The 12,717-nt window shown below is 73.6% G+C and carries 7 protein-coding genes; 5 read left to right on the forward strand and 2 right to left on the reverse strand.

Annotation, left to right across the window (positions count from 1 at the left end):
- The 4 genes from ACZ6WH_RS29230 (at window position 1) to ACZ6WH_RS29245 (ending at window position 5,640) form a co-directional block, all read left to right on the forward strand.
- On the forward strand, window positions 1-1,350 hold the full coding sequence (locus ACZ6WH_RS29230) for a carbohydrate ABC transporter permease (RefSeq protein ID WP_469731897.1): 1,350 nt from the start codon (window positions 1-3) through the stop codon (window positions 1,348-1,350).
- Window positions 1,347-2,231, forward strand: a complete 885-nt coding sequence (locus ACZ6WH_RS29235; RefSeq protein ID WP_469731899.1) for a carbohydrate ABC transporter permease — start codon at window positions 1,347-1,349, stop codon at window positions 2,229-2,231. The genes ACZ6WH_RS29230 and ACZ6WH_RS29235 overlap by 4 nt, the downstream gene beginning before the upstream one ends.
- Window positions 2,232-2,383: 152 nt before the next feature.
- Complete coding sequence (locus ACZ6WH_RS29240; RefSeq protein ID WP_469731901.1) at window positions 2,384-4,726, forward strand: bifunctional glycosyltransferase/CDP-glycerol:glycerophosphate glycerophosphotransferase; 2,343 nt, start codon at window positions 2,384-2,386, stop codon at window positions 4,724-4,726.
- Complete coding sequence (locus ACZ6WH_RS29245) at window positions 4,723-5,640, forward strand: class I SAM-dependent methyltransferase (RefSeq protein ID WP_469731903.1); 918 nt, start codon at window positions 4,723-4,725, stop codon at window positions 5,638-5,640. Before ACZ6WH_RS29240 ends, ACZ6WH_RS29245 begins: the two co-directional genes overlap by 4 nt.
- 69 nt (window positions 5,641-5,709) lie before the next feature.
- Here ACZ6WH_RS29245 and ACZ6WH_RS29250 read toward each other — a convergent pair whose 3' ends face one another.
- On the reverse strand, window positions 5,710-7,974 hold the full coding sequence (locus ACZ6WH_RS29250) for a bifunctional glycosyltransferase/CDP-glycerol:glycerophosphate glycerophosphotransferase (RefSeq protein WP_469731905.1): 2,265 nt from the start codon (window positions 7,972-7,974) through the stop codon (window positions 5,710-5,712).
- 152 nt (window positions 7,975-8,126) lie between these two features.
- On the opposite strand from ACZ6WH_RS29250, the gene ACZ6WH_RS29255 reads away from it, so the two are divergent.
- On the forward strand, window positions 8,127-11,672 hold the full coding sequence (locus ACZ6WH_RS29255) for a bifunctional glycosyltransferase/CDP-glycerol:glycerophosphate glycerophosphotransferase (RefSeq protein ID WP_469731907.1): 3,546 nt from the start codon (window positions 8,127-8,129) through the stop codon (window positions 11,670-11,672).
- A gap of 37 nt (window positions 11,673-11,709) precedes the next feature.
- On the opposite strand, the gene ACZ6WH_RS29260 is transcribed toward ACZ6WH_RS29255, so the two are convergent.
- The gene (locus tag ACZ6WH_RS29260) at window positions 11,710-12,711 is read right to left on the reverse strand and encodes a class I SAM-dependent methyltransferase (protein ID WP_469731909.1); all 1,002 of its coding nucleotides are present in this window, start codon (window positions 12,709-12,711) and stop codon (window positions 11,710-11,712) included.
- Between the last annotated feature and the right edge of the window lie 6 nt (window positions 12,712-12,717).

Here is a 12,717-nt window from a genome sequence, read left to right on the forward strand (position 1 = left end):
ATGGCCCCCCGAGGCACCGCGGCCGCCGCACCGGCTCCCGGCAAGGGCGCGAAGGCGCCCGGCAGGAGCGTGACGGGGACACGCCCGTGGATCGCGGGCGCGTTCCTCCTCCCGGCGCTGCTGCTGCTCGGCGCGCTGGTGGTCTATCCGATCGGGTTCTCGCTCTGGCGCAGCTTCTTCGACGCGCCGGGCAGCGGCTTCGTGGGGCTGGACAACTACGGGGAGCTGTTCGCCGACGAACGGATCCGCACGGCGCTGAAGAACAACGTCATCTGGGTGGTGGTCGCGCCGACCGTGGCCACCGCGCTGGGGCTGATCTTCGCCGTGCTGACCGAGCGGGTGCGCTGGGGCACCGCGTTCAAGCTGATCGTCTTCATGCCGATGGCGATCTCCATGCTGGCGGCGGGCATCATCTTCCGGCTGGTGTACGAGCAGGACCCGGAGCGCGGGGTGGCCAACGCGGTCTGGGTGAGCGTGCACGACACGTTCGCCGAGCCCGCGCCGTACCCGGGCGCCAATCCGCGGCCCAACGCCGACCTCAAGCCCTCCGGCGGCGGTTCGTTCACGACCAAGGATCCGGCGCGGACCGGTACGGCGGTGGGCCTGCCGCTGGTGGCGGTACAGCCGGACGACGTCAAGGGCGCGCACCGGGCCGTACCGGCGAAGCCGCGGCCGGGGCAGATCACCGGCACCGCCTGGCTGGACTTCACGCGCGGGGGCGGCGGCACCCCCGACAGGATCGACCCGTCGGAGAAGGCCCTCGCGGGCCTGCGGATCGAGGCGGTGCGGGACGGCAAGGTGGTGGCCACGGCGACCACCGCGGCGGACGGCACGTACGCGCTGCCCGGCCGCGCCGAGGGGGCGAAGCTGCGGCTGCCCGCCGCGAACTTCGCCGAGGCGTACAACGGCGTCGACTGGCTGGGTCCGACGCTGGTGACGCCCGCGATCATCGGCAGCTACGTGTGGATGTGGGCGGGCTTCGCGATGGTGCTGATCGCGGCGGGTCTGGCGAGCGTGCCGCGGGAGCTGCTGGAGGCGGCCCGGGTGGACGGCGCGAACGAGTGGCAGGTCTTCCGCCGGGTGACGGTGCCGCTGCTGGCGCCGGTCCTGGTGGTCGTGCTCGTCACGCTGATGATCAACGTGCTGAAGATCTTCGACCTGGTGTACATCATCGCGCCGGGCGCCAGTCAGGACGAGGCGAACGTGCTCGCCCTCCAGCTGTACCAGTCCTCCTTCGGCACGGACGTGAACCAGGGCATCGGCTCCGCGATCGCGGTGTTCCTGCTGCTCCTCGTCTCACCGGTGCTGATCGTCAATATCCGGCGTCTGCGGAAGGAGCGGCAGCGATGACGGCGGTGGCCGACGGGGCGGTACGCGCCCGGCAGTCCCTGGCCGCGCGGCTCGCGGCCCGTACCGGCGGCGGCGTGCTGCGGGTCTTCCTGCTGCTGGCCGGGCTGTTCTGGCTGATGCCGACGGTCGGGCTGCTGATCTCCTCGCTGCGCGACCCGGCGGACGTCGCGGAGAGCGGCTGGTGGGAGGTGTTCGTCAAACCCGCCCAGCTGACGCTCTCGGGCTACGGCGATCTGCTGGGCAACGCCAAGATCATGGACTCGCTGCTGACCACCGCGCTGATCACGGTGCCGGCGACGGTGCTGGTGGTGGTCATCGGCTCGCTGGCGGGCTACGCCTTCGCGTGGCTGGACTTCCCCGGGCGGGACGTCTGGTTCATGGTCGTGGTGGGGCTGCTGGTGGTCCCGGTGCAGGTCGCGCTGATCCCGGTGGCGAAGCTCTTCGGCGCGGTCGGGCTCTTCGAGACGACGGCCGGAGTGGTGCTGTTCCATACGGCCTTCGGCCTGCCGTTCGCGGTGTTCCTGCTGCGGAACTTCTTCGCCGAGATCCCGCGCGAGCTGCTGGAGGCGGCCCGGCTGGACGGCGCGGGCGAGCTGCGGCTGTTCACCCGGGTGGTCCTGCCGCTGGGCGGCCCGGCCATCGCGTCGCTGGGCATCTTCCAGTTCCTGTGGGTCTGGAACGACCTGCTGATCGCGCTGATCTTCGCCGACAGCGGCAACCCGCCGATCACCGTGGCGCTCCAGCAGGAGGTACGCCAGTTCGGCAACAACATCGACGTGCTGGCGCCCGGCGCCTTCATCTCGATGATCATCCCGTTGGTGGTCTTCTTCGCCTTCCAGCGGCAGTTCGTGTCCGGCGTGATGGCGGGCGCGGTGAAGTAGCCCCCTTCACGGGACCGCGCTCACTCGTACGGGTGCGTCTCCTCAGCCACCCGGGCGCAACCGGCCGCCGCGCCGCATGCCGGCGCGGCGGGGCCGGGAACGATCGCTGACCGACAGCGCAGCCGGTCGCCGATCTATGGATGTGCCCTCTCTTGCCACGGTTCAGCGTCATCGTTCCCGCTTACCAGGTCCAGGCGTACCTGCCGGAATGCCTGGAGTCCGTCCTCGGCCAGGACTGGACGGACTTCGAGCTGATCGCGGTGGACGACGGTTCGCCGGACGGCTGCGGGGACCTCATCCGCGACGCAGCCCGCCGCGACGGCCGGGTGCGGCCCGTGCACCTGCCGGCCAACACCGGGCTCGGCCCGGCCCGGAACGCCGGGATCGCCCGCGCCCGCGGCGACTACCTGCTCTTCCTGGACGGCGACGACACCCTCACACCGGGCGCGCTGAGCGCGGTGGCCGCGCGGCTGGCCGCGACCGCGGCGCCGGACGTGCTGGTCTACGACTACGCCCGTACCTCCTGGTCCGGCACCGCCACCCGCAACCAGTACGCGCACCTCCTGGCGCAGCGCGGCCCGGAGGTCTTCCGGCTCGCCGACCGGCCCGGGCTGCTGCGGCTGCTGATGGTGGTGTGGAACAAGGTCTACCGCCGCGACTTCGTCCAGCGGCAGGGGCTCACCTTCCCGCCCGGCTACTACGAGGACACGCCCTGGACGTTCCCGGCGCTGGCGACCGCCGGTTCGATCGCGGTCCTGGACCGGGTCTGCGTGCACTACCGGCAGCGCCGCCGGGGCAGCATCCTGCGCACCACGGGCCGCGGCCACTTCGACATCTTCGACCAGTACGACCGGGTCTTCGCCTTCCTCGACTCCCGCCCGGAGCTGGCCCGTTGGCGGCCGCTCATGGCCCGCCGGATGACCGACCACCTCACGGCCGTCTACGCGGCGCCGGGGCGGCTGCCGCGGGACAGCCGGGCCGAGTTCTTCCGGCGGGCCGCCGCGCACTGCCGCCGGTACCGCTGTCCCGCTCCGGCCGCGGTGCCGGGCGGCCCGCCGCCGCGCCTGGGCGTCCGGGTCCGGCACGGCCTGGTACGGCTGGGCTGGCACCGCCCCTTCCGGCTGCTGGCCGGCGTGCAGCGACTGCGCCGGGCCGTGGGCCGGCCCGTCCGGGGGCTGCTGCGGCAGGGCAGGCGGGCCGCGCTCGGGCTGCACTACCGCTTCCAGCGGCGGCTGCCGGTCCTGGCCGATCACGCGGTGTTCGCCGCGCACTGGCACCGCGAGTACGCCGGCGACCCCGCCGCCATCGAGGCGAAGCTGCGCGAGCTGCGGCCGCAGATGCGCACGGCGTGGGTGGCGGCGCCCGGGTACGAGGGCACGGTGCCACCGGGTGTCCGGTGGCTGCGGCCCGGTACCGCCGCCTACTGGACCGCGCTGGCGCGCTCGAAGTACCTGGTCAACAACGTGAACTTCGACGCGCGGCTGATCAAGCGGCCCGGTCAGGTGGTGCTCCAGACGCATCGCGGCACGCCGCTGAAGCACATGGGCCTGGACCTCCAGGAGCGGCCGGCCGCCGCCCGGGACACCGACTTCGCCCGGCTGCTGCGCGGCGTGGACAACTGGGACTACAGCCTCTCCGCCAACCGCCACGCCACGCTGACCTGGGAGCGGGTCTACCCCGCCGGGTACACCACGCTGGAGTACGGCCGGCCGCGCAACGACCGCTTCCAGCACGCGACCGCCCAGGACGTGCTCCGCATCCGCGCCGAGCTGGGCATCCCGCCGTCCGCCACCGCGATCCTGTACGCGCCCACCCACCGCGACTACCGGCGCTTCCGGCGGCCGGCGCTGGACCCGCGGCGGCTGCTGCGGGAGCTCGGCCCCGGCTTCGTGGTGCTGGTGCGGCCGCACTTCTCCTCGCTGGAGGGCCCGCCGTACGCCGCGGACGTGCCGTGGGGGCCGTCCGGGGACGGGGTGATCGACGTGAGCGGTCACCCGTGCGTGGAGGATCTCTGCCTGGCGTCGGACGCGCTGGTGACCGATTACTCCTCGCTGATGTTCGACTACGTGAACCTCGACCGGCCCGTGGTGGTCCTCACCGACGACTGGGAGGCGTACCGGGCGACCCGCGGCACCTATTTCGACCTGCTCCGGAACCCGCCGGGGCCGGTGGCGCGCAGCGAGGACGAGCTCATCGAGATCTTCGCGAGTCCCGCATGGCGCGGTACCCGTTCGGCCGCTCTGCGGGCCACTTTCCGTTCACTTTTCTGCCCTTACGATGACGGCCACGCCGCGGAACGCGTGGTACGCCGTGTGTTTCTCGGGGACGAGGGAGCACCTCCCGAAGCCGTGCCCCTCGACGAGCGACGGCCCGCGCCTCCTCCTGAGCGGGCCCGCCGTCTCGCGGTGCCGCAGCCGGTGCCCGGGCCCACAACAGCACACGCCTCGCATGTCGCCCTCGATCCCCCCGACCGTCTGGAGACGGACCGCACATGACTGCCCTCACCGCAGACCAGAGTGCCGAACAGCTCCCGCGCCCCACCCGGCTTTCCGATGTCAAAGGCTGGTTCTTCACCGCCGACCAGCTCATGTTCGACTGGTTCCTCGCCCGCCAGGAACGCCGCGAGGAACCGGGCGATCTGCTGGAGCTCGGCGTGTACATGGGAAAGAGCGCCATCTTCATGGGCGACCGGCTGCGTGCCGGGGACCGTTTCACGGTCTGCGACCTGTTCGACTCCCCCGCCGAGGACGCCTCGAACTCCAAGGAGATGGCGAAGTCCTACGCCACCCTCACCCGCCGCGCCTTCGAGGCGAACTATCTCTCCTTCCACGACGAGCTGCCGCACATCGTGCAGGGCCTGTCCTCGGTGATCCGCGCGCACGTCGGGGACGACAGCTGCCGCTTCGCGCACATCGACGCCTCGCACCTGTACGAGCACGTGCACGGCGACATCCTGGCCGTACGGGAGCTGCTGCGCCCGCACGGCGTGGTCGTGCTGGACGACTACCGCGCCGAGCACTGTCCGGGCGTGGCCGCGGCCACCTGGCAGGCGGTGACCACCGGCGAGCTGAAGCCGCTGTGCATCACCGGCACCAAGTTCTACGGCACCTGGGGCGATCCGGAGCCGGTGCGCACGGAGCTGCTGGAGTGGCTGCGCTCGCGCGACGATCTCTGGCACGAGGTGCAGTCGGTCGCCGGGGAGCAGCTGATCCGGCTCTCCGCCAAGGGCGCGCAGGACCCGCCGCACCCGGAGTCACGACACCGGGCGCGGCTCGGTTCGCCCGGGCTCCCGCATGCCGCGGGCCGCGGCGGGCGGCAGGGCCGGAGCGCGCTGCGGCGGGTCGCGGTGAACGTGCTGCCGCCGTTCGTCACCAAGGCGATCGTGGACGCCCGTAACCGGGGGCGCTGAGCCGCTCCGCCGGGGGGGATTCGTCGGCTGCGGGCCGTGTGTGGCCGGTCGCGCAGCTCCCCGCGCCCCTTACGGGGCGCGGACGCCTGCCGGCTCGTCCCCGCCGAGCGCCGTCTCGCGCGGGGCCGGGGCGACCGTGCGGTCCGCGGGCGGTACGACAGGCAGCAGCTCGTCCTCGCCGAGGAAGACCCGGCGGACGACGCGCTCGGCGGCGAACCCGTCGTCGTACGGGCAGAAGCGGTCCCGGAACGCGGCCCGCAGCTCCGCCGACCGCTCGTCCGCCCAGCGCCCGGAGCGGAAGACCTCGGCCACCTCCGCCTCGTCGCGGGCGACGTGGCCGGGGGTGTCGCCGGGCACGCCGGAGAGCAGGTCGAAGTAGACACCGCGGGCGTGCCGGTAGGCCTCCCAGTCCGCGGCGTGCACGACGATCGGCCGGTCGAGGTTGGCGTAGTCGAACATCAGCGAGGAGAAGTCGCAGAGCAGCGCGTCGGAGGCCAGGGCCAGCTCCTCGACCGACGGGTGCCGGGAGACGTCCAGGATGCGGCCGGCCTCCTCCAGCGCGGCGAGCCGGGAGTCGGCGCCGTAGAAGTAGTGCGTACGGACCAGCAGCTGGTGGCCCTCGCCGAGCGCGTCGGCCAGCCGCTCCAGGTCCAGCGGCGGGTTGAAGCCGCGCTCGTAGTCGCGGTGGGTGGGCGCGTAGAGGATCGCGGTGGCGTCCGGCGCGATGCCCAGCCCGGCCCGGATCCGGCGGACGTCCTCGGCGCCTGCGGTGAAGTAGGCGTCGTTGCGCGGGTAGCCGGTGGGCAGCGTCTCGTAGTCGCTGGGGTAGACGCGCTGCCACACCTCGGTGGAGTGCGGGTTGGCGGAGAGGCAGTAGTCCCACTGGTCGGCGTGGTCGAGCAGGCGCAGGAAGCTGACGCCGTGCGCGGCCGCCGGGTGGCGTCGCAGGTCCATGCCCATCTTCTTCAGCGGGGTGCCGTGGTGGGTCTGGACATAGACCTGCTCGGGGCGCTTGTGGACCGCGGGCGGGAAGTTGGCGTTGTTGACGAGGTATTTGGCGCGGGCCATCACCTCCCAGTACCGGCGGGAGTTGACCGTCACGGCCTCCACGCCCGGCGGCACGTCGTCGCGGTGCTTGCGGTCCACCAGCCACACGCCCCTCAGGTGCGGCGCCAGCTCGCGGGCCCTGGCGTGGATCGCCGCCGGGTTGCAGAACACGCCGCGGTTCCAGTACGCGGCGTAGACCACGAGGTTCTCGTCGACGGGGCGGCGCAGCTGGAGGGCGTAGTAGCGGCGGTAGACGCTGCGCGCCGTGCTGTTCCGGCGGGCCCGCAGCTTCTTGACGGTGCGGTGCCGCAGCGTCCCGGCGCGCTGCCGGGAGCGGTAGACGGCGTAGGAGTTCAGGTGGGGCGGCAGCTCGGCCCCGGCCGGGCGGTGCCGGCGCAGGAAGCGGCCCAGCTCGCGGAAGAAGTCGGGCCGGTCCCCGGGGCGTACCCGGCCGTCGTCCTCCATGATCCGCAGCAGCCGTGCCACGGCGTGCGCGAACAGGACGCCGCGCGCCGTCTCAATGCCGCCGCCGAGCCCCGTCCCGGACAGCACGCGGAACAGCGCGTCGTACCGGTCGATGACCGCGAAGTGGTGGCGTCCGGGAACGGTGGAGGCGCTGCCCCTGCGGCGCTTGCGCCAGGTCACGCACACCCGGTCCAGGCAGGCGATGCGGGACGCCGCGAGCAGCGTCTGGAAGACCACCGGCACCTCGTCGTACGGGCCGTCGGCGAACGCGAAGCCGTGCGTCTCCCACAGGTCGCGGCGGACCGCGCGGTTCCAGGCGGCGGGCAGCACGGTCAGGCACGCGGGCACGTCCTCGGCGGTGAAGACGGTGTCCGCGTGTGCTTCGAGGAACTCCCGGTCGGCGCTGCCGTGCCGCTGCTCCCAGACGTTGAGCCGGTCGTGGTCGAGGAGCAGCACGTCGGGGTCGCCGGCGGCCCGGAGGCGGGCGTCGACCGCGGCCAGCGCGCCGGGGGCGAGGAAGTCGTCGCCGTCGAGGAAGAGCAGGTACTCACCGGTGGCGTGGCGGGCCCCGGCGTTGCGGGCCGGGCCGACGCCGCCGGGGCGCTCCAGGTGCACCGGCACCACCCGGGGGTCGCCCGCCGCGCAGGCGTCGATGATCGCCCCGTCGCCGCCGTCCGAGCAGTCGTCGACGGCGATCAGCTCCACTTCCTCGAAGGACTGCGTGAGCACGGAGTCCAGGCAGTGGCGCAGGAAACCCTGCACGCCGCGGGCCGGGACGATGACGCTGAAGCGGGGCATGGCCATCCAGGGGTCGGTACGCACGGTGCGCCGCCAGCGTAGTCAGATGATTACGCTCCGCTCGGCTCCTGCGCCGGGGCCGGTCACTCCAACAGCGCAGGAAATGTGACGGGTGGGGCCGCAGGGGGGTTGGACTGGTGTTCCGCGCGTCCCCTGAAAAAGGTGTGGTCTGCTCCATGGCTCCCCGGCTGACCGTCGTCGTCCCGATCTACAACGTCGAGGAGTACCTCCCCGAGTGCCTGCGGTCCGTGGCCGCCCAGACACTGCGGGACCTGGACGTGGTGATGGTCGACGACGGCTCCACCGACTCCGGGCCCGACCTCGCCCGGGAGTTCGCGGCGCGCGACCCGCGCTTCCGGCTGGTGTCGCAGCCGAACGGGGGCCTGGGGCACGCCCGCAACACCGGCGCCCGGCACGCCGATCCGCGCACCGACTACCTCACCTTCATGGACAGCGACGACGTCCTGCCGCCGCGCGCCTACGAGGGCCTGGTGTCGCTGCTGGAGGAGTCCGGCTCGGACTTCGCGACCGGCAACGTCTGGCGGCTCACCTCCGAGGGCCGCAGCCAGGCGTGGCAGCACAAGACCATGACCCGCACGGTCCGGTCCACCCACATCAGCGAGGACCTGACGCTGCTGGCCGACCGGGTGGCGTGGAACAAGGTCTTCCGGCGCACCTTCTGGGACCGCCACGAGCTGGCCTTCCCCGAGGGCGTGCTGTACGAGGACACCCCGCTGACCATCCCCGCGCACTTCCTCGCCGAGTCCGTCGACGTCCTCCACGAGCACGTGTACTACTGGCGCATCCGCGAGGGCTCGATCACCCGCCGCCGCACCGACGTGAAGGGCGTACGGGACCGGATCGCGGCCGTGGACGGGGTCAGCCGGTTCCTCGCCGACCCGCGGCGCACCCGCTGGACCCGGCACAAGCGGGACTACGACCGCTCCGTCCTCCTCGACGACCTGCAGTACTTCATCGACGCGCTGCCCATGGCGGGCGAGGAGTACCACCGGGTCTTCATGACCGGCGCCCGGGACTTCCTCAGCCGCATCGACCCCACGCTCCACGACGAGCTCCCCGTCGAGCAGCGGGTGAAGTGGGCACTGATCCGGGAGGGCCGCCTCGACGACCTGCTGCGGCTGCTGGAGTACCAGCAGCGCAACGCCTCCGGCTTCCACGTGGCCGGTCCGCCGCTGCGCAAGCGCGCGGTGCTCACGGTGGGCGGCGGCCGGCCGATCCCGCTGCCGCCCGCCGTCACCCGGCTCACCTCCCGGGACCTGCCGGTGCGGGCGCGGCTGCGGGAGGCGGTGTGGCGGGACGGCAGGCTGGTGCTGCGCGGCTACGCCTACATCCGCAACATCGCGGTACCCGGCCGGCTGAGCTGCCTGAAGGCGGCGGTGCTGATGTCGGGCAAGCGCAAGGTCGTGCTGCCGGTACGGTCCGTTTCCGCGCCGGACGCCACCCACAACTCCCGGCAGGAACAGCACTGTTACGACTGGTCCGGCTTCGAGATCACGGTGGATCCCAAGCGGCTGGCCAAGGGCGGCGTCTTCACGCCGGGGCAGTGGAAGGTGGGCATCGCGGTCGCCGGTGCCGGGGTGGTGCGCCCGGCCGCGCTGCGCGCCCTGGACACCGGCTCCGGCGCCTCCCCGCTGCCGCACGAAGTGGCCGACGGGATGCGGATCGTGCCCTGGTACAAGGACGGGCGGCTGCACCTGTCCGTGGAGCGGACCGTACGGCGGCTGACGGGGCAGCGCGCGGCGGGCGACGGCACGGCCGAGCTGACGGTGCGGGACGACTCGGCGAACGCGCCGGTGGCGCTGCGGCTGACCCGCCGCGGTCCGGGCGAGCCGGTCGAACAACCGCTCACGGGGGACGATGTGACGCCCGAGGGCACCGGCCACCGCCTCACCCTGCGGATCGACCCGGCCGGGCTGACCGTTCCCGCCGCTGCCGCCGGCGAGCTGCCAGAAGGGCTCGGCGAGGAGACCGGCGCCACCTGGGACCCCGTACTGGTCTACGGGGACGGCAGGACGGCCCGGATCGCCGCCGATCCCACCGGACCGGCCGGCCGGCAGGTCGACAGCAGCGGCCGGGAGCTGGTGGTCACCGCCACCGCGGCCGGCAACCTGGTCCTGCACACGCGGGCCCCCGAGCCGTTCGCCGACCGGCTGGCGTGGCGGCCGGACGGGACGCTGGAGGTGGCCGGGGTGCTGCCCGGCGCGGCGGCCGGCCCGGCGCGGATCAGCGCCGTGCTGCGGCACAGCCGGTTCGCCGCCGAGGCGGTCTTCGCCGCCGACCGGGACGGCGAGCGGTTCACCGCCGCGCTGCGGCCCGGCGCGGTGCCCTCCTGCGGCGGCGACCTGCCGCTCCGCGAGGGCCGCTGGTACCTCTTCCTGCGCACGGCGGAGCCCGGCGCCGGCCACCACGACGGCGGGGACCTGCCCGTACGGCTGTGCCCCACGCTCTTCGCCGGGCTTCCGGCGGCCTGCCCGGCGGCGCCCAAGCCGCTCACGGTGGACCGCCGCTTCCACGACCGGGTGTTCGTCGAGGCGGGCCCCGCCGTGCCGGACGCGGACCGCGGCCCGTACCGGCAGCGGCTGCTCCGCGAGGAGCACTACCCGCGGCGCCGCTCCCGCCCGCTGCGCGACACCGTCCTCTTCAACAGCTTCGACGGGCGCTGCGGCGGCGACTCGCCGCGTGCGGTGCACGAGGAGCTGGCGCGCCGCGAACCGGCGGCCGAGCACCTGTGGGTGGTGCGCGACGCCCGCGCGACGGCCCCGGCCGGCACCCGTCCGGTGCTGCGGGGCAGCGCGGAGTGGCACGAGGCGCTGGCCCGGAGCCGCCGCGTCGTCACCAACACCCACCTCCCGGAGTGGTTCGTCCGCCGTGCGGGGCAGCAGGTGCTGCAGACCTGGCACGGCACCCCGGTCAAGCGCATCGGCGCCGACCTGGCCGGCACGCTCTGCGCCGACCTGGTCCACCTGTGGCCGCAGCCGCGCCGCGGCCACCAGTGGAGCGTGCTGCTCTCCCCCAACGCGCACAGCACGGCCCTGCTGGGGCGGGCGCTGGGCTACGAGGGCGAGATCCGGGAGACCGGGCTGCCGCGCACCGACGTCCTGGTCTCCGGCGCCCGCGACGAGCCGGCCCGGCGGGTGCGCGAGCGGCTGGGCATCCCCGAGGACAAGCGGGTGGTGCTGTACGCGCCGACGCAGCGCGACGACAAGGCGTACGACGCGGACCACTACCGGCTCCACCTGCCGCTGGACCTGGCCCACGCCGAACAGGCGCTCGGCGACGATCACGTCCTGCTGCTGCGCAGCCATCCGCTGGTGGCCGACCGGGTGCCGGCCCTGCCCGGCGGCTTCGTCCGGGACGTCAGCGACTTCCCCGACGCGATGGAGCTGCTGCTCGCCGCCGACGTGCTGGTGACGGACTACTCCTCGCTGGCGGTGGACTTCGCCAACACCGGGCGTCCGCTGCTGTTCCTGACGCCGGACCTGGCGCACTTCCGGGACACCGTGCGCGGCTTCACCTTCGACTTCGAGGCGCAGGCGCCGGGGCCGCTGCTGTCGGACACCGAGGAGCTGGTGGCGGCCCTGCGTGACCTGGACGGGGTGGCGCGGCGCCACGCGGACGCCCACGCGCGGTTCCGTACGGCGTACTGCGCGCGGGACGACGGCGGCGCGGCGGCCCGCGCGGCGGACCTGCTGCTGGACTGAGACCCCGGCGCCGGGCGCCGGCCTCAGTCCCGGTTCCTCAGCCCCGGTGCCTCAGCCGCCGCAGGCCCTTGACGACGAGGGGCGGCAGGAGCAGCAGCGCCGCACGCCGGGCGCGGGCCTTCGGACGGCGCCCGGCAGCGCGCCGCTGCGCCGCCTCGGCCTCCTTCGCGGCGGCGGTGGCCCGCGCGTCGGTGTCGGCGCGGCGGCGCCGGATCTCCTCGGCGGCGCGTTCCTCGGCCCGCAGCGTCTCGTAGTACCGCGACCGCGGGAGTTCGGGGGCGGCCAGGCCGTGCCCGCTGATCAGGCGCAGCACCCGGTGTCCCGCGATGGTCTGGAGGTCGGCGTGGCAGTCGCCGCGGCCGACGATCTCCATGATCAGCGCCTGCTGCAGCGGCGCCGGGTCGCCCCAGGTCCCGTAGAACTTGCTGCGGCCGATGCAGACGGGCCGCAGCCCCTGGGTGAACAGCGCCTCCCAGACGGCGGCGGAGACGCCCGGCGTGTGCTCCGCCCGGTAGTCGTCGAGCACGACCACTCCTTCGGGGGAGAGCACGCGGCGGGCGGCCGCGAGGTCCCCTCGTACGTGGTCGTACAGGTGCGAGGCGTCGATGTGCACGAAGCGGCAGCTGCCCGGGGCCACATGCTCCGGGACCAGCGTGGTGGGGCCCTGGAGGACGGTGGGCAGCTCGTCGTGGAAGGCGAGGTAATTCGCCTCGAAGGCGCGCCGGGTGAGCGACGGGTACGAGCGCGCCATTTCGCCGGCGTTGGCCTCGTCCCCGGCCGTGGAATCGAAGAGGTCGCAGACCGTGAATTCCTCCCCCGGATTCCGGTGGCGGGCCAGGAAAACAGCGCTCTTTCCCAGGTAGGCGCCCATTTCCAGCAGGTCGCCACGGACGCCGGTACGGGCCTGGTGGGTCAGCAGCCAGTCGAACAGCAGCTGGTCCTGGCCGAAGAACCAGCCCTCGACGTCCGCGAGCGTGCCGGGCCGCGGCAGCGCGGCCCCGGCGGGCGCGGCGAGGGTCTCGGTGTGCAGTGGTGTCATGTCCGG

The sequence above is a fragment of the Streptomyces sp. NPDC050806 genome, from assembly GCF_055586425.1.

Coding starts and splice junctions, on each gene's coding strand:
- ACZ6WH_RS29230 (WP_469731897.1), top strand. CDS start 1: ATGGCCCCCCGAGGCACCGCGGCCGCCGCACCGGCTCCCGGCAAGGGC.
- ACZ6WH_RS29235 (WP_469731899.1), top strand. CDS start 1,347: ATGACGGCGGTGGCCGACGGGGCGGTACGCGCCCGGCAGTCCCTGGCC.
- ACZ6WH_RS29245 (WP_469731903.1), top strand. CDS start 4,723: ATGACTGCCCTCACCGCAGACCAGAGTGCCGAACAGCTCCCGCGCCCC.
- ACZ6WH_RS29255 (WP_469731907.1), top strand. CDS start 8,127: ATGGCTCCCCGGCTGACCGTCGTCGTCCCGATCTACAACGTCGAGGAG.
- ACZ6WH_RS29260 (WP_469731909.1), bottom strand. CDS start 12,711: ATGACACCACTGCACACCGAGACCCTCGCCGCGCCCGCCGGGGCCGCG.